Annotated in this window: 13 protein-coding genes and 3 tRNA genes; 5 read left to right on the top strand and 11 right to left on the bottom strand. The window is 67.0% G+C overall.

What is annotated here, in order from left to right; genetic code table 11:
* Nucleotides 1–70 precede the first annotated feature (70 nt).
* The 5 genes from ACX80V_RS19630 to ACX80V_RS19650 all read right to left on the bottom strand — a co-directional run bounded on the left by ACX80V_RS19630 (nt 71) and on the right by ACX80V_RS19650 (nt 3,673).
* On the bottom strand, nt 71–1,744 hold the full coding sequence (locus ACX80V_RS19630; RefSeq protein WP_485844552.1) for an ABC transporter substrate-binding protein: 1,674 nt from the start codon (nt 1,742–1,744) through the stop codon (nt 71–73).
* A gap of 77 nt (nt 1,745–1,821) precedes the next feature.
* A complete protein-coding gene (locus tag ACX80V_RS19635) occupies nt 1,822–2,928 on the bottom strand; it encodes a LacI family DNA-binding transcriptional regulator (protein ID WP_485844553.1) in 1,107 nt (368 codons plus the stop codon).
* 385 nt (nt 2,929–3,313) lie between these two features.
* Nucleotides 3,314–3,389: transfer RNA gene (locus ACX80V_RS19640), tRNA-Phe, on the bottom strand.
* 48 nt (nt 3,390–3,437) lie between these two features.
* Nucleotides 3,438–3,511 (bottom strand) — tRNA-Asp (locus ACX80V_RS19645).
* Nucleotides 3,512–3,600: 89 nt separating this feature from the next.
* Nucleotides 3,601–3,673: transfer RNA gene (locus ACX80V_RS19650), tRNA-Glu, on the bottom strand.
* A 167-nt stretch (nt 3,674–3,840) separates the two neighbouring features.
* Here ACX80V_RS19650 and ACX80V_RS19655 point away from each other — a divergent pair.
* Nucleotides 3,841–4,890, top strand: coding sequence for a PHP domain-containing protein (locus ACX80V_RS19655; protein WP_485844554.1), 1,050 nt, complete (start codon nt 3,841–3,843; stop codon nt 4,888–4,890).
* 53 nt (nt 4,891–4,943) lie between these two features.
* A complete protein-coding gene (locus ACX80V_RS19660) occupies nt 4,944–5,888 on the top strand; it encodes a DMT family transporter (protein ID WP_485844555.1) in 945 nt (314 codons plus the stop codon).
* Between the two features lie 9 nt (nt 5,889–5,897).
* On the opposite strand, the gene ACX80V_RS19665 is transcribed toward ACX80V_RS19660, so the two are convergent.
* Nucleotides 5,898–6,515 (bottom strand): class I SAM-dependent methyltransferase, encoded by a 618-nt coding sequence (locus ACX80V_RS19665; protein WP_485844556.1) that lies wholly within the window; start codon nt 6,513–6,515, stop codon nt 5,898–5,900.
* A 72-nt stretch (nt 6,516–6,587) separates the two neighbouring features.
* Here ACX80V_RS19665 and ACX80V_RS19670 point away from each other — a divergent pair, with 72 nt between their 5' ends.
* From ACX80V_RS19670 to ACX80V_RS19680, 3 genes are all read left to right on the top strand, one after another.
* Nucleotides 6,588–7,016, top strand: coding sequence for a metallopeptidase family protein (locus tag ACX80V_RS19670; RefSeq protein ID WP_056348808.1), 429 nt, complete (start codon nt 6,588–6,590; stop codon nt 7,014–7,016).
* Nucleotides 7,017–7,026: 10 nt separating this feature from the next.
* Nucleotides 7,027–7,947: a cation diffusion facilitator family transporter gene (locus ACX80V_RS19675; RefSeq protein ID WP_058930250.1), complete on the top strand. Its 921-nt coding sequence runs from the start codon at nt 7,027–7,029 to the stop codon at nt 7,945–7,947.
* A gap of 288 nt (nt 7,948–8,235) precedes the next feature.
* The gene (locus ACX80V_RS19680; protein ID WP_485844557.1) at nt 8,236–9,630 is read left to right on the top strand and encodes a C40 family peptidase; all 1,395 of its coding nucleotides are present in this window, start codon (nt 8,236–8,238) and stop codon (nt 9,628–9,630) included.
* A gap of 25 nt (nt 9,631–9,655) precedes the next feature.
* Here ACX80V_RS19680 and ACX80V_RS19685 read toward each other — a convergent pair whose 3' ends face one another.
* The 5 genes from ACX80V_RS19685 to ACX80V_RS19705 form a co-directional block, all read right to left on the bottom strand.
* Nucleotides 9,656–10,405 carry an ABC transporter permease gene (locus tag ACX80V_RS19685; protein ID WP_485844558.1) on the bottom strand — a complete coding sequence of 250 codons (750 nt, stop codon included), beginning with the start codon at nt 10,403–10,405 and terminating at the stop codon, nt 9,656–9,658.
* A 187-nt stretch (nt 10,406–10,592) separates the two neighbouring features.
* Nucleotides 10,593–11,549: an ABC transporter ATP-binding protein gene (locus tag ACX80V_RS19690; RefSeq protein ID WP_485844573.1), complete on the bottom strand. Its 957-nt coding sequence runs from the start codon at nt 11,547–11,549 to the stop codon at nt 10,593–10,595.
* Nucleotides 11,550–11,623: 74 nt separating this feature from the next.
* Entirely contained in the window at nt 11,624–13,009 is a 1,386-nt protein-coding gene (locus ACX80V_RS19695) for a LolA family protein (RefSeq protein WP_485844559.1), read from the bottom strand.
* Nucleotides 13,010–13,107: 98 nt separating this feature from the next.
* Nucleotides 13,108–15,843, bottom strand: coding sequence for a PEP/pyruvate-binding domain-containing protein (locus tag ACX80V_RS19700; RefSeq protein WP_485844560.1), 2,736 nt, complete (start codon nt 15,841–15,843; stop codon nt 13,108–13,110).
* Between the two features lie 24 nt (nt 15,844–15,867).
* Nucleotides 15,868–16,905, bottom strand: coding sequence for a universal stress protein (locus tag ACX80V_RS19705; protein WP_485844561.1), 1,038 nt, complete (start codon nt 16,903–16,905; stop codon nt 15,868–15,870).
* Between the last annotated feature and the right edge of the window lie 247 nt (nt 16,906–17,152).

The raw sequence follows: 17,152 nt of genomic DNA on the forward strand, positions 1-17,152 counted from the left end.
CCGGCGCCGGAACAGCGCCGGGTGTGCGGATCATTGCAGCGGCGGGTGGGACCCGCCATGAGGAACCTGACTACTTGCGCGGTTCCAGCGACGTCAGGACCAGGACGGTGGTCGGCGACTTCACCGAGAGGGTCGCGTAGGGATTGTCCTCTGTGGGCCAGCCGGTGAACCGGGTGTCGTTGAAGGCGCCCCATTCCGGGCCGGAGAACAGCGGCACCACGGGTGCGACGTCGTTATATTCTTCCTGGAGCTTGTCGGCGATGCCCTTCTGCTTGGACTCGTCGGCCTCCGCCGCGAACTCGGCGAGCAGCGCGTCTGCCTTGGCGTCCCCGAAGCGGTGGTAGTTGTCGAAGGTTTTGGTGCCGACTGGCTTGACCGTTGTGGTGCCCATGGAGGTGTTGAAGTACTTGTACGGGCTGGGGTCGTTGGCGCTCCAGACGATGCCCGAATCGAAGTCGCCCGTCTCGTAGCCGGCTACGACCGCGGCCCAGTCCGGGGAGTCGACCTTGGCTGTCACGCCGACCTCGGCGAGGTTCTGGGAAATCACGTTGGCCACGGAAAGCCAGTCGGATGAAGAAGCGCCCACGGAGATCTTGAATTCGAAAGGCGTGCCGTCCTTCAGCGTGCGCTTGCCGTCCGCTCCCTTGGCGTAGCCGGCCTTGTCCAACAGCTGGTTCGCAGCGTCCACGTCCAGATTGGTCCAGGTGCAGTTGTCCTTGACGCTGGCGTTCTTCCACTTTTCATAGTTGCCGGACAGGCCCGTGCAGTCGGCCGGCTTCGCGTAGCCGCTCATGCCGATTTTGGTCACCTGGTCCCGGTCCACGGCCATGCTGAGTGCCTTGCGGACGTCAACGTCGTTGAACGGTGCCTTGGTGGTGTTGAGTTGCCAGTTGATGGTCGCGCCCGTGGCCGGGAACCAGTACTGGCGGTGTTCCTTGTCCTTGGAGATGAAGGTCTTTTCAATGTTCGGAATGTACTGCGGCGCCCAGTCGACGTCGCCGTTCGCGGCGGCGAGGTTGGCGCCGTCGTTCCCGGCGAAAGCAAGCATCTTGATGCCGGCAATCTTCTGCTTTTCCGGCTGCCAGTAGTTGGGGTTCTTCTTCAGCACAAAGGACTGGGCCTGGAAGCGGTCCACCTCGGTGTACGGGCCGGTGCCCACTGGCGTGGCGTTGGCGTCCTTGCCCGGGTCAGCAAGCGCGGACCAGATGTGCTTGGGCAGGATGGTGAGCTGGCCCAGGTCGTAAAGGGCCGGCGACCAGGGCTTGCTGAAGCTGAAGGTGACCTTGTTCGTGCCCTCGGCAGTCACCGTTTCGAGGTATTCAAAGCCGCCCTTGATCTTCTTCTGCAGTTCGAAAGTGTAGGCGACGTCGTCGGCCACCAGCGGCTTCCCGTCTGACCACTTCACTCCGTCGCGGAGGGTGAACGTGATGGACTTGCCGTCGCCTGCCGCTTGCCACTCAGTGGCGAGCCACGGCGTGGTATCTCCATTGGCCGGGTTGAAGATCAGGAGGGACTCGTAGATCGACTGCTGCACCATGGGGTTCACTGTGGGTGCGAACGGGTTGAAGTTCTGGACGAACGTGCCCATGTCCTCGCGGGGAATGGTCAGGAAGGCGCTCTCGGCCGAGGCGCCGGTGGCACCTGTTGTGCCCTGGTTGGCCGAGCAGCCCGTGAGCAGGAGGGCACCTATTGCCAGGCTGGCCGCCGTGATTCGGGCAGACCGGAGGAATCGCTGTTGTGTCATGATGGAGTTCTCTTTCCTCACTTCATCGCTGAAGGTGAAGGTGTGGTTGGGGTTGCTGTTCAGTAGTTGATTTGCCGTCAGACTGAATAGCGTTCTAGCAGCGGACAGTCGACCATTTGCTGATGTGCAGTGATCGGCTGTCCTGCTGTAAGGCTTGCGAGTGTCTGGACACCCAGCGCACCCATCTCCTCGAAGGGCAACGCAACCGTGGTCAGTTTCGGCCTGAGGTAAGCCGCAATGAGTTCCTGGTTGTCGAAGCCGATCACGGCGATGTCTTGGGGGATGGCGAGCCCGCGCTCCTTGATGGCGTCGTAAGCGCCCATAGCCATCCGGTCGTTGAGGCAGAACAGGGCAGTTGGCCTGCCTGCCCCAGCGGGATATTTGTCAAGAATTTGGCAGGCTGCCTCGTAGCCGCCGTCCGCCGTCGCGTATCCCGAGACTACAAGATCAGGATCGAGTTCCAGCCCTGCCCCGGCGAGTGCTTCGCGGCACCCGTCCAAGCGCCCGACGGCGGCGGGGATGTTCGGATCCAGGTTGATGACACCGATTCTGGAATGACCTGCCTGGAGCAAACGCTCGACGGCGACGCGGCCGCCGGCGCGCTCGTCCGGGACGATCGAGGGCAGCTTCCCGTCCGCGTCGAAGCAGTTGATAAGGACAGTGGGCACCTCATTGGCGCTTTTCGGAACGTGCACGGCCCGGTGGAAGGTGGCCGCATACAGAAGTCCTTCCACCCTCTGCTCCAGCAGCTTTTCAAATGCTGCATCCTCCATCCCCTGGTTGGGTCCTACGGCATCGGCCTGGTCTGAAGGGGCGATGAGCAGGAACCGGCGGGAGAGCCAGGCTTGGTCCTGTGCGCCCTTGATGATGTCGACGGCGAACGGTGCCGTGACGATCTCTGTGACGATGCCGTACCAGTCGCTCCGTTGGGAAGCCAGGGCCCTGGCGCCGGCATTGGGCCGGTAACCGAGCCTGTGGACCGCTTCGAGGATGCGCTGCTTGGTGTCTTCCGAAATGCTGGCGTTTTCCCGGTTACTGAGGACGAACGACACGGCGGTGCGGGACACTCCGGCGGCTTTGGCAACGTCCGCCATGGTGGCGCCGCGGTTGCTGGGGACCGCCGTCGTCGTTGCCGCGACTGCGCCGGCCTCCGCAGCGGGTGCGGGTGTGGTGCTGTTCGCCATTGAATGCTCCGGAATTTCTTTCTGGGGCCGGTCCAGCGACCGGCAACTTGGGTTACTAACGCGCGTTACTTGCGACGTGTGATTTAGGTTACGCGCGTTAGTTGATCGTTGTCAACGGCTTGCTTGAAGAACTTTCAGAACGCCGCGTGCTCGGCCTCGATGGTCAGGCGCCTCGTGCGGGCTTCCTTTATGACGCGCAAATTCGCCACGGACTCGCAAGAACCATGACGACACTCGAATATGCGCGTCGCAGGAGCATCTGCGCGTCGCAGGCGAGAGTGCGCGTCGCAGGCGAGAGTGCGCGTCGCAGGCCGGAGGCAGCCTCGTCATCGATGATGGGGTTAAAGAAGAAAAGCACCAGTTCCGAAGAACTGATGCTTCCCAGTGGTGGCTCCGACCGGCGTCGATCCGGTGACCTTTCGATTTTCAGTCGAACGCTCTACCAACTGAGCTACAGAGCCTAGGTGACATGTCACCTTGACCGCCGGAATTTCTTCTGGCAATCAGAGCGACCCTGACGGGACTTGAACCCGCGACCTCCGCCGTGACAGGGCGGCGCGCTAACCAACTGCGCTACAGGGCCTTGATTTCTTGCTTCGCGGCATCGCTACCGCTTTTTTCAAGGCTTCCAGCTTACCAGACGTTTTCAGCCTGCCAGACCAGTTCCTTGCGTACCCCCAACGGGATTCGAACCCGTGCCGCCGCCGTGAAAGGGCGGTGTCCTAGGCCGCTAGACGATGGGGGCCAGAACCCGTTCGGCACAAAATAAAAGGCTTCGAGCCGAGGCTCTCAGTCTTTCGTTTTGCAGTTGCTCCGAACTGGACTCTAAAACTATAGGGCCTTGGCGCGAATAACTCAAAATCGGCCCTCAGACACCTGACTGACGCGGCCGGAACAGGCGAAGATGGACAGATGGATGCCGTCGCCGCACTCAATGAAATTGCTTTCTGGTTGGAACGGGAACGCGCTGCCACCTTCAAGGTCCAGGCCTTCCGGAAGGCGGCGGGAATCATCGCCGAGCTTGATCCTTCCGAGGTGGCTGCCCGGGCCCGGGACGGCAGGCTCAAGAGCATGAAGGGCATCGGCGACAGGACCTACCAGGTGGTCCGGCAGGCAGTGGACGGCGAGGTGCCCGAGTACCTTGAGGGCCTTCGCCAGCGCAGCGCGGCGCCCCTGGCGGACGGCGGGGCCGAGCTCCACGCAGCACTCCGAGGCGACCTCCACAGTCACAGCGACTGGTCCGACGGCGGCTCACCCATCCAGCTCATGGCAGACGCCGCCCGACTCCTGGGCCGCGAGTACCTGGCCCTGACGGACCACTCCCCCAACCTGACCATCGCCAACGGGCTCAGCGCCGAGCGCCTGACCGAACAGCTCGACGTTGTGGCCGCCGTCAACGCCGCCGCCGCAGTTGACGGCAAAAAGGACGGATTCCGGCTCCTGACCGGCATCGAAGTAGACATCCTGGAATCCGGCGAACTGGACCAGTCGCCGGACATGCTGGAGCGGCTGGATATTGTGGTGGCCAGTGTCCATTCGAAGCTTCGGGCAGACCGCGACACCATGACCCGGCGGATGCTCCAGGGCATCCAGAACCCCCGGACCAACGTGCTGGGCCACTGCACCGGACGCCTGGTGGAGGGCTCCCGCGGCACGCGGCCGCAATCGGACTTCGACGCCCGGGAGGTCTTCGCGGCGTGCGCGGAATCCAACGTGGCGGTAGAAATCAACTCCCGCCCCGAGCGGCAGGACCCGCCGGATGACCTGATTCAGCTGGCCCTCGACGCCGGCTGCCTGTTCTCGATCGACAGCGACGCCCACGCTCCGGGCCAGCTCGACTTCCTCCAGTACGGGGCTGCCCGCGCCGCGCACAACAACATTCCCGCGGAGCGCATTGTGACCACCTGGCCCCTGGAACGGCTGCTGGAGTGGTCGGCCCGGGATTGGCAGAAACTCGACTAGACGTGACCGATTCCCGCCAGCTGCCGGCGTCGCCGCGGGGATAGATTGGCAGCATGGCTTCAAGCACCCCTCCCAGCGCCGCAACAACAACGCCGCTTCGCCCACCACCTGGCCGAACAAATGCGCTCGGCGTCGCCGCCGTGGTGGTCACCGTGGTGCTCTGGGCATCGGCGTTCGTGGGGATCCGGGCCATCGGCCCCACCTTCTCACCGGGATCCCTAACCCTGGGCAGGCTGGCGGTTGCCGCCGTCGTGCTCGGTGCGCTGGTGCTGCCGCAGCTGGCCAAGAGCAGAGCGCTGCCGCAAGGCCGCGAATGGTGGCCCATCCTGGGGTACGGCGTGATGTGGTTCGGCGGCTACAACGTGGCCCTGAACGCGGCGGAACACCTGCTGGACGCCGGGACCGCCGCGCTGTTGATCAACGTCAACCCCATCCTCGTTGCCATCATGGCCGGATTCTTCCTGAAGGAGGGCTTCCCGCGCTGGCTGATAATCGGCAGCCTCGTGGCGTTCGGCGGGGTGGCGCTGATCGCGCTCGGATCCGGCTCAGGTTCCGGGGAACGTTCGACGGCGGATGTGGCGGGCGTGCTGCTCTGCCTCCTTGCCGCCGTGCTCGCCGCCGTCAGCGTCATCATCCAGAAGCCGGTGTTGCGGAAGTTCCCGGCGGGCCAGGCCACCTGGTTCGGCATCATGGTGGGGGCCGTCTGCTGCCTGCCCTTCAGCGGCCAGCTGGTGTCCGAACTGCAGTCGGCCCCGCTGCCGGCAACACTGGGCCTGGTGTATCTGGGCGTCTTCCCCACCGCCATTGCATTCACCACGTGGGCCTACGCGTTGTCGCTGATTGACGCCGGAAAACTGGCGGCCACCACCTATCTGGTGCCGGGCACCACCATCCTGATCTCCTGGCTGATCCTCAGCGAAGTCCCCGCCGTGCTGGGCCTGGTGGGCGGGGTGGTCTGCCTGGTGGGTGTGGGCCTGACGCGCCGCAGGTCCCGGTAGGGGCTCCATTCACCGCGGCACTGCTGTGCCCGCGATGATCGGCGTGGCCAGGGCAACAGCCGCAGCGTCCAGCCTGCTGACTTCCGTGAATTCAAACCCGGCCTCGCCGATGGATGCCACCGTGTTCCGGTTGAGGTGGCAACCCGGCGCCACACAGCGACCCCACAAACCGTCCAGCCTGTCCTGCCAGCGGGCCGCACGGCCCTGTCCCCGGACATGTTCCAGCACCGCGAGGGTACCTCCGGGTTTGAGCACCCTGCGGGCCTCCAACAGAGCAAGCCGCTGATCCGGCACCGAGCACAGCACCAGGGTGAATACGACGGCGTCAGCTGTGCCGTCCGGCAGCGGCAGGTGCTCCGCATCGGCGTCGGAAACCTCCACCGGAACGGGCGACTCCCCCAGACGTGCCCGCAATCTGGCCCGCATGTAGGGGTCCGGTTCCACGAGGATTACCCGGTCAGCGTGGCGGAAGTGCCGCAGGTTGGCCCCGGTGCCTGCGCCGACGTCCACCACGGTTCCCGCCAGCGGGGAGAGCAGCCGCGCCCGGCGCGGAGACAGCTCCCTGCACTCTACAGAGGCCGACAACGTGTCGTACATGGCGGCAAAAAGGCGATGGCGGACGGACATCCGGCTCCTCACAGGCGGTCAGGGATGGGACTCAGTATGCGCGCCAACCCGGCTGCGGACTAGAGTCTGCTTATGCCCGTCAACCTGCCGCCCGGCCTGCCCATCATCCCGGATGGCCCGCAAGAGTCCGGTCCGTTTGAGATGTCCGCTGACGATTTCGAGGCCGCCGTCACGGATGCCCTGGGCCTGATTCCCGCCAAGCTTGCGGCCGCCATGGACAATGTAGCGGTGTTTGTCGAGGACGACTACGTGCCCGGCCCGGGCGAGGACCCGGACACCGTTCTGCTGGGCCTCTATGAGGGTGTCCCCTTGACGGAGCGGGATTCATGGTGGGACGCCGGTTCACTGCCGGACCGGATCACCATCTTCCGCCAACCCATCCTGGACATCTGCGGGTCACGCGACGAGGTGATCCAGGAAGTGGCCGTGACTGTGGTCCACGAGATCGCCCACCACTTCGGCATCGATGACCGGCGGCTGCACGAGCTCGGCTGGGACTAGCCTTGTAGGCATGGGACACGACCACAGCCACACACACGGGATCACGGCAACAGGCCGGCACCGCAAACGGCTCATCGCCGTCCTGGCCATCACCCTGGCGGTGGTGGTGGTCCAGGTGATCGGCGCGGCACTGTCCGGATCATTGGCCCTGCTGGCTGATGCCGGCCACATGCTCTCCGACGCGGCAGGCGTGACCATCGCGCTCCTGGCTGCCTGGATCGCCGGACGCCCGGCGAGCGATCAGCGGACCTACGGCTACCAGCGTGCCGAGGTCCTGGCCGCCCTGGCCAACGCGCTGATCCTGATTGTCATCTCGGTGGTCATCTTCACCGAGGCCATCCGCAGGATCGGCTCCGCGCCCGAGGTCCACACCGGCATCATGCTCTTCGCCGCCATCCTGGGCGCGGTGGCCAACCTGGTTTCGTTGCTGATCCTGCGCGGCGCCCACCAGGACAGCCTGAACGTCCGGGGCGCCTACCTTGAGGTGCTGGGCGACCTGCTGGGCTCAGTCGCCGTCATCGTTGCTGCCCTGGTCATCATGTTCACCGGCTACCAGGCCGCCGACACGATCGCCTCCGTGCTCATCGCCATCATGATCCTGCCGCGGGCCTGGAGCCTGCTGCGGGATGTGGTGGACGTCCTCCTGGAGGCAACCCCCAAAGGCGTGGAAGTGCAGATGATCCGCGAACACATCCTCAGCGTTGACGGAGTGGTTGACGTCCATGACATCCACATCTGGACGATCACGTCCGGCGTGCCGGTGTTTTCGGCCCACGTGGTGGTGGAGGACGGCGTCCTGAATGCCCGCGGCGCCGACCAGCTCCTGGACAAGCTCACCACGTGCCTGGGCTCCCACTTTGACACCGAGCACTGCACATTCCAGCTGGAGCCCGCCAGCCACTCGGAGCACGAATCGCGCCAGCACGCGTAGCAGGGCGTTGGGGCTGACATCCTCTGCGTGCTGCTCCTTCGTCGCTTTGACGCACGCTGCCGGATCCCAGCCCCACCACCAGGCCCTGCGGAGCGGGAGCCGATTCCGCGACACGCCGGTCCGGATGCGCCGGAATCGCACTCTTGTTGATTATGTTATTGATGTGACCAGTGTTGCCAAAGTGCACACGCTCACGTAGCCTCGGACTGCTGGGAGATCAGCAGAGGGGCTCCTTGTGCCGCCACCAGACCTCGCTCCCCCAGCCTTACTGCGTGCGAGGTTCTGCGAATGGGTTTGACCGGATCCGGCCTGAAGGCCGCCGTACTGTGCACCGCCGTCGTACTTTTCGGCACCATGACCCTCCCCGCCCAGGCAGCGCCGCTTCCAACAGTCCAGCGTCCGGCGTCGCCGGAACTTCCCACCCCGGAGGACATCGCCACAGCCAAGGCGAGTGAACGCGCGACGGCGGATCAGGTCGCCGTCATCGAGCGCCTCCTCGCAGACGCCACCAACGCCCAGCAAGCCACGTTTGCCTTGTCGCTGCAAGCCAACAACGCCTACGGCGAAGCGCTGGTGGAACTGCAGGACCGCAGGACGGCTGCGGAAGTGGCCACGGCCAAGGCCACGGCTGCGAAGGACGAGCAGGACAGGACCCGGAAGCAGGTAGGCCAGCTCGCCGGCGACCTCTACCGCAACGGCGGGCTGAACCCGACGCTGGGCACCTTCGTCAGCGGCAATGCCGAAGCTTTGCACCAGGCCGCAACGCTGGAAGCCATTTCGGCCAGCCGGAGCCGCGCCTTCGAAGCGGCCGCATCCGCAGCGTCCGCGGCGCAGTCCCTGACGGCGGCCGCCGACGACGCCAACCGGGCCGCCGATGACGCCGCCCAGAAGGCCGAAGCCCGCAAGGAAGAGGCCGAACAAGCCAACGCCACCCAGGCCAAGGCCGTAGCCGAAGCCGCGGCGCAACGGACAATCCTGGTGGATCAGCTGGCCCAGCTGCGGAACACCACTGTTGCCCTCGAATCGGCTCGCATTGACGCCTTGGACCGGCAGCGCGAGGAGGCGAGGCTCGCCGAACTTGCTGCGGCTGCTGATCGGGCTGCGGCCCAAGCAGCGCCAGACCGGCCCGCAGCCGGACCGGCCGCTGGCGGAAACCTGCCAGCCGCACCGGCACCCGCTCCAGTTCCAGCACCGGCGCCAGCTCCCGCCCCTGCACCGGCACCGCCACCCGCGCCAGCACCCGCGCCTGCTCCAGCCCCTGCCCCTGCCCCTGCTCCCGGGCCAGCACCAGCCCCAGCCCCATCGCCGGGCGGTTCCAATGAGACTGCCATCTCCGTGGCGATGTCCAAGGTGGGGCCGCCGTACTTCTACCAGTACGGCGGCGCGGGCCCCAACGGCTTTGACTGCTCCGGCCTCGTGCAAACAGCCTTCGCCGCCGCCGGCAAGTACCTGCCGCGCACCGCTGCGCAGCAGTACGCGGCTGCTCCCGTTCACGTGCCGATCTCCCAGGCGCGGCGTGGAGACCTGCTCGTCTGGGGCTCAGCGCCGGGCTTCTATCACGTGGCCATCTACCTGGGGAACGGCCAGGTAGTGCAGGCGCTGAACCCGGACGAGGGCATCGGCGTGACCCAGTTGAGCTGGATGGCCGGGATGCAGCTCCACCCTTACGCAGCCCGCTACTGACCGGGCAGGCGCAGGACATTCAGCCTCAGGACAGAACGTCCTTGGTGACGAACCGGCTATAGGCGAGCGCCCCGAAGACGGCGATGTAGCCCGCCTGCAGCAGCGCGTTGCTGGCAAAACTGTCCCACAGCACCGGTTGGCGCAGAACGTCCGCGAAGCCGAACCAGTAATGCGTAAACAGCCAAGGGTGCAGCCATTCCAACTGCGGCAACTGGTCCAGGACCTGCGAGACCACTGACAGCACCACAGTGGCGGCCATGGCGCCCACCGGGACCACCGTCAAGGTGGACAGGAACAGGCCGATCGCCGAGAGCCCTGCCAGGGACACCGCAAGGTAGGCAGCAATCAGGACCAGCCGCAGCGCGGCCTCAGGGGGCTGGACGACGTCGCCGGACAGGAGCGTCACGGGCCCAACAGGGAACAGCGACGCTCCGATCGCCGCCCCGGCCAGCGCAACGGTGACGGGAGCGGCCAGGCAGAACGCCAGCGCCCCGGCGTACTTTACCAACAACAGGCGCACCCGCCCGGCGGGCGCCACCAACAGGTAGCGCAGCGTGCCCAGGCTCGCCTCGCCGGCGATGGTATCGCCCGCCACCACGCCAATGGTCAGGGGAAGAAACAGCGGCACGGAGACCAGCATCGCCGTGACCGCGACAAACAGCCCGTTCTGGCTGATCCGGTCCAGGAAGGCCGGCCCCCTTCCTGGCGGAACGGATGACGAGAGCCGGACGGCGACGGCGATCAGCACCGGTATCGCGGCAAGCGCCAGCAGCATGGCCGCGGTCCGGCGACGCCGGAACAGCGTCTTCAGCTCAGACGCCAGCAGGGACAGGCTCGACGGCGCACCTGGAGCGCTCCTGAGCCCAGAACCACTAGTGGCATCGGAACCACTGCTGGTTTCGGAACCACTGCGGGCATCAGGAACGCTGCTGGCTGAAGGGAAACTACGGGCGTCGGAAGCACTATTGGGCAATGTCGAACCCCTCCCCCGTCAGCGCCACAAAGCGCTCCTCCAGGCTCTCCCGCTCAACAGAAAAGCCCCGCACGCGCACCCCGGCCGCCACGAGCTCCGCCACAATGTCCTCCGGGGCCGCCAGCCGCGACGCAGCGGCGACGGCGGTCAGCACGTCCCCGTCCGGTTCTGGCGTTCCGGCCTCAGGGCTTCTCTCCGGGGGCATGCCCAACCGCAGCAGGACCTCTCTGGCCGTCCCGGCGTCGGGCGTTAACAGGCGGATCCGGGTCTCACCGGCCTGGCGGAGCTCCGCCAGCGGCCCCTGGGCCACCAGCCGCCCGGCGCTCATAATGGCCGCGTGTGTGCAGATCTGTTCCACTTCTGCCAGGAGGTGGCTGGAGACGAAGACGGTGGCGCCGTCGGCGGCCAGCGACCGGACCAGGCTCCGCACTTCCCGCGTTCCCTGCGGGTCCAGCCCGTTGGTGGGCTCATCGAGCACCAGCAGTTCCCGCGGCGACAGCAGCGCGTTGGCGATCCCCAGCCGCTGCTTCATGCCCAGGGAGTAGGCGTGGACCCGTTTGCCGGCGGCGTGTGAGAGGCCCACGCGTTCAAGCGCGGCAGCAACGCGGGCGGTCCGGGTAGCGGGCGCCGAATGCCGGCTGGCAGCATCCAGGCGGTGCAGGTTGGCGGTGCCGGAAAGGAACGGATAAAACGCCGGCCCCTCCACCAGCGCACCGACGCGCGGCAGGACCTCATGCAGCCGCTGCGGCATCTGCAGGCCCAGGACGCTGACGGTTCCGGCCGATGCCGCGGCAAGGCCCAGCAGCACCCTGATGGTGGTGGTTTTGCCGGAACCGTTGGGGCCTAGAAACCCGAACACGGCGCCGTGGGGAACGGCGAGGTCCACGTTGTCAACCGCCAGCTGGTGGCCGAAACGCTTGGTCAGGCCTTGGGTCTCGATAGTCAGCCCGGCTGTCCCATTCCCTGGGGAAGGGGACCGGGCGGCGGCTATCCCGGCGGCAGCCGTCCCCCCGGCCGCGGTCACGCCGCGCCGGCGGCGGCCTGCAGCCGCTCCGCCGGGACCATCCCCACAAAGATCCTGCCGTCGTCGGTCAGGAGGACGTTGACCAGCGCCGTGGACAGGAGCCGTCCGCCAGGAACGACGACGGCGGCCTGGGACAGGAGCGGATCCTTCAGCAAGGATTCAGTCAAGGCAGCCCCTTGCCCGCCGGGTGCCGCGGGGAACCCGATCACCGTTTCCCAGCCCTTGCCGGTCACCGTTGGCCGGGGTGCGTCGCGGTGCCGCAGGCTGGCGTCGCTGCCGGGAATCTTATCCGGGGCGGGGAGCTGCTTCGGCGGCGCGGTGGGCTGATCCGGCGCAGTGGGCTGGTCCGGGGACGCGGGCTGGTCCGGGCCGCTGTCTGGAACCACGCCGGGCGTAATCCCACCGGGACTGGGCGGGAGGGCTGGCATGCCGGGCATATACGGGACCGGCGGCACTGGCAGCTCTTTGACAGTGGCGCCCGGCGGGGCAACAAACGTAAACACGGAGTCGTCCGGAGCCGCCAGGGACAGGCTGGTGAAGCCGGCCTCAAAAGCCGGTTCCGCCTGGCCGCGTGCCATCACAGTTACCCGCAGCGGCATTCCTGTCTCGCCGTCGACGGCGATGGCAACTTTCTCAAGCAGCGTCCCCTGCGTCCTAGGCACCAGAGCCAGATTGTAGGCGGACCGGCCGGCGACTTCGACGTCCGGACCCACCGTCACCTCGGTGGAACTGTCCACGACGGCGAGGAATTTCCGGGCCAGGTCCTCGGGGGTGGGCGGTACTGGTGGGCCGGGCAGGATCTCGCCGGGCAGGATGGGCATAGGCAGAACGGGCGCGGGCAGGTCCCGGCCCGGCAGGTCGCCGGGCAGTGCGGGAGGTTCAGGCAGGGCGGGAGGTTCAGGCAGGGCGGGAACTCCGGGCACAGGCAGCGGCAGGTCGCTGGCGAACGCCGGCAGGGCCAGGTGGGAGGCGCTGTTGTCCTTGGAGTTGTAGAACCACACGTCGTTGTCGCGCCGGATGACGTCGCGTTCAGCGAGCCGGTCCATCACTTGGACCCGCATCTTGGTTGGCCCGTCCATAAAGATCCGGGCGGTGTGCTCGCCGGTCAGGAACTCCAGGACCGACGCGGCCCCGCCGGCCGACACCGGTCCGGAGCTGGGACCGGCGGCCGGCAGCTCGGGCAGGCCCAACTCGGCGGACTGCTGGACTGTTCCGGAGAATGACTTGGTGTTGTGCTGACCCAGGAGGGTCAGGACCTCAGCCGGAGACTTTTGTGGCAGCGGATCGCCGGCCCGCGCCGGAATGGATCCCACCAGCACACCGGCGGCGATCACTGCAGGTACAGCTGCGGCAGGCACCCAGCGCAGCCATGCGCGGTTCATGCCAGCCCTGCTTCATCCTTGGAGCCCATACTTCAGGTTACGCCTGGGGACCGCCGCCCGCACACGCCCTTCTGGAAGTCATGCCGAGGGCACTCAGGCTACGACGGCACCACGGTTCCGGCGCCGCCGTCGACCGTTATTTCCTGCCCGGTGAAGATCCGGAGCGTGGCGTCCGGGACGCCCACCACCGCCGGGATGCCGTACTCCCGCGCCACCACGGCCCCATGGGAATTGGGTCCGCCCATCTCCATCACCAGTCCGCCCGCGGTGAGGAACAACGGCGTCCAGCCGGGGTCCGTGGACGGCGCCACCAGGATTTCACCCGGTTCCAGGTGCGCGCCCACCGGGTCGAGGATCACGCGGGCTGTCGCCGTGACAACACCGGCCGACGCCGGGCTCCCGCTCAGTGCCCCCGGCACCGGGGATGCCGCCGCAGCGCCGGCCACGGGAATGGCTTCCGGTTCCGTGCCGTCCGACAGCAGCACCCGGGGTATGTGGCGCCGTTCGAGTTCCACGGCGTAGTCCGCGCGCCGTTGCGCCACCAGGTCGCGGAGGTCAGTTTCTCCGGAACTGAGGCCGGCCCTGGCTTCGTCCAGGTCGAGGAAGAAGATGTCATCCTCGTCGGCCACCACCCCGGCATCGGCCAGCGCTGTGCCGGCCAGGGCCAGTTGCTTGCGCACTTCGGCGAGGCCCACCACCAGCTGGTATTTGGGGAGTTCGCGCAATCCGGCGAAAAGCCTGGCCCGCCGCAGCGCCGCCCGGACCACCGTCCCGCGCAGCCGCCCACGGATGTGTGCCTCCCCAACGAGGCGGTCAACGCAGGCTTCGGCTTCTTCCGCCGCGTTGCTGAACTGGTCGTCCGGCGCCAGCGCGGAACCCTCAAGCCGGAGGTAGTTGGCCAGGACACCCACGATGTGGGTGGGGTCATCGGACCAGCGCGGCATGCCAACGTCGATCTCGGCCACGGCGCGGTGCCCGTACTGGCCCATAAACCGAGCCAGCCCGGCCTGCAGCACCGCGGGCAGCTGACCCGAGTGGAACTCTTCGGCCAGCTCGGTGGGTTTCCGCTCCGTCACAGCGGCGCGGGATACGCCGTCGTTCCTAATCACCTGGGCGAGCCGCCACAGGTCCAGGTCCATCTCGGTGGTGACATTGTTGGGCAGCCCGCGGAGCACAACCTGCAGATCATCCCACCGGCCGCCACCCAGCAGTTTTCCGACGAGCGCCAGGGCGGCGAAACCCAGCGCAGGGAGCGGCACGATGGACGGCACCACCGAGAAAATGCGCGTGCCGAGCAGGTTTTCGGCGTGGTCCAGGCGCTGCAGCGGGGTGACGCCGGCGGGCGGTTCGAGGGAATCGGCGAACTCCCGCGCCCGCCGGTTGGCCCGCCGCAGAGCGGCATCCGGCCGGAAGACGGCCCGGAGCAGCGTCTCCGGCACCCTGGCATGCACCGCCGCCGGGACAACGTGCCGCAGCAAGCCCAGCGGCGTCCTGCGCGTCACGGAAAACCGCGGGTCCTCGAACACCCGGCGCAGCACCGTCGCCGAGCGGGCTTCCATCACGTCAAAGACCCGGGGAACGATCAGCCGGCCGGTGGTGCTGCGGGCTACAGCGGTCAGATCGAAGTAGATGCGCTGGCCCGCCACCGCATACGGCGACGGACCCTTATGTGGCTCGGGCACATCGAACTGCGCCGCACGGGCCACCGACGACCCAATGAGGCGGAAGGCTGCCAGGCCCATGGGTGTGATGGGGCGGGTCAGGCCCTGCGCCAGGCTGAAGCAAAGGTAAACGCGCGTGCCCTCCCCGCCGGGAGTGCCCACCCCGGCCGCCCGTTGCGGGACGGGGAACAGTGTGGTGATGGGCCGCGACTGGGTCAGCCAGAAATGACCATCGCCGGCAATGGCCCATTCAATGTCCTGCGGCGAGCCAAAGTGACCCTCCACCCGGTGGCCTAAGGCTGCAAGTTCGGCGGCCTGCTTGTCCGTGAGGCACGCCGCGGCCCCGCCGTTGCTGATGGTCAGAGTCCGTGTGCCGCCGCCGGGGATGGGCCGGACCGCGATGCGTTTGTCGCCAAGCCGGCGTTCCAGCACGCGCCCGGTGAGTGGGTCAACGACGAAATGGTCCGGGTTCACGGCCCCGGACACTACCGCTTCCCCCAAGCCCGGGCTGGCATCGATAACCGCCTGCTTCCGGCGGCCCGTCAGCGGGTTGGCGGTGAAAAGCACGCCGGCGGCGGTGGCGTCCACCATCCGCTGGACCACCACGGCCAGCGCCACCGCGGCCGGGTCGATCCCCCGGCTTGCCCTGTAGCTGACGGCACGGTCCGTCCAGAGCGAGGCCCAGCAGTTGCGCACGGCTTCCACGACGGCGGCAGCGCCCACCACGTTCAGATAAGTGTCCTGCTGGCCGGCGAAACTCGCCGACGGAAGGTCCTCCGCAGTGGCTGAGGACCGGACGGCCACCGGAACGTTGTCCCCCAGGGCTGCATAGGCCTGTTCGACGGCGGCGGCCACCTCGGTGGGGACCGGGGCGTTTTGGATAACACCCCGGGCCCGGGACGCCAGCGCAGCCAAGGCCGGGAGGTCGCCGTCGGGCGTTGCCTGAAGAGCAGTGTGGACGTCGGCGAGCAGGCCGTCCGTTCGATGCGGGTGGCCCGCGGTCGCCTCGCGGTAGGCCTCCGTGGTGAGGCAAAAACCGTCCGGCACGGGGAGCCCAGCGGCGAGCAACTCCCCCAGGTTGGCCGCTTTGCCACCCACCAGGGGAACCATTGCTGCGGTGACCGCCTCCAATCCGAGGATGGGTGACGAACTGCCGGTGTCAGGCATTTTCATGCCTCCTGCTGCGAAGGTGATGGGTCAGGCTGCGCCGGGGATCGGTCCGAACTGCGCCCGGTCCGCCAGCCGCGGATCGTCGCGGTCCGGAACCACCAGGACCGGACTCTTGGCATGGTGCAGCACGCCGCCGGACGTGGAACCCAGGAGCATGCCGGTGAACCCGCCACGGCCCCGGGTGCCCACGACCACGAGCTCCACGTGCCGGCTGGCCTCCACGAGGACGTCCACTGCCGAGCCGTCCAGCAGTTCCGACTCCACGGCAAGGTTGGGATAGTGGCTCTTGAGCCAGGCCATCCCGGCGTCCAGTTGGATCCGGATGTCCTCGAAGAGGGCTTTGCGGTCCATGGGGGCCGGAACCCAGGCCAGGGAGCCGCTGAACTGCGGCACCGCACAGATCACACGCAGGGTTGCCCCGAGCCGTTCAGCCTGGTCCGCAGCCTCCAGCACGGCGATGCGTGCCTGCTCGGACCCGTCCACGCCCACCACTACAACATTCTCGACCTGCTTGTGTCCTGGCTTGGCCTGCTCGGCCCTGATGCGCTTGTCTTCGGTGGTTTCGCCCAGCCGGTCCGAACACACCAGCGGCACCGTGACCGTGGGGCACTTGGCGTGAGCCGGCAGGGCGCTGCTCACCGAGCCCAGCAGGCGTCCCACAAATCCGCCGCGGCCGCGGGTGCCGAACACCAGCAGATCCGCTGTCTCGGACATTTCCAGGAGGACGCCTGAAGCGTCTCCGTTCTCCACGGACCCGTCAACGTCGATGTTGTAGCCGGAAACCTTGTCCAGCGCCTGCTTGACGATCGCTTCAGCGCCCTCGCGGATCACGGAATCATCCACGGTGGCGTACCCGCCGTCCAGCCCGGACGCCGCAAAGATCGGCACTGAATACGCGGTGACAATATGCAAAGGCCGACGGCGGCGTTCGGCTTCCCGGGCAGCCCACACCAAAGCGCACTGGCCGTGGTCGGAACCATCCACCCCCACAACTATCCCCACCGGAGCAGCCGAATTTCCGGCCCGGTCCTGTTCCGGATCCGGATGCATCTCTTGTGCGCCCATCGGGCCGCCTCCTCGCGATACTGCCTTATGTTGCGGCTATTCTGCCAGAAGCGGCGCCCTCCGCCCGCACCGGCCGCGATGTAGGCCCCGACGGGCTGGAGAACCCTGCTTCCACTTCTCACTATTCTCGGTCCGCAGACACTTAGCAAGCGGCTGCGGACCGCTGGATGGCGGGTTATCCACAGCCCATGGCAAACGGCGTGGCAACCGTATTCAACGATAAGAAGAATGTTTGTGTTTGGGCTAT

It is taken from the genome of Pseudarthrobacter arbutini, from assembly GCF_054510915.1.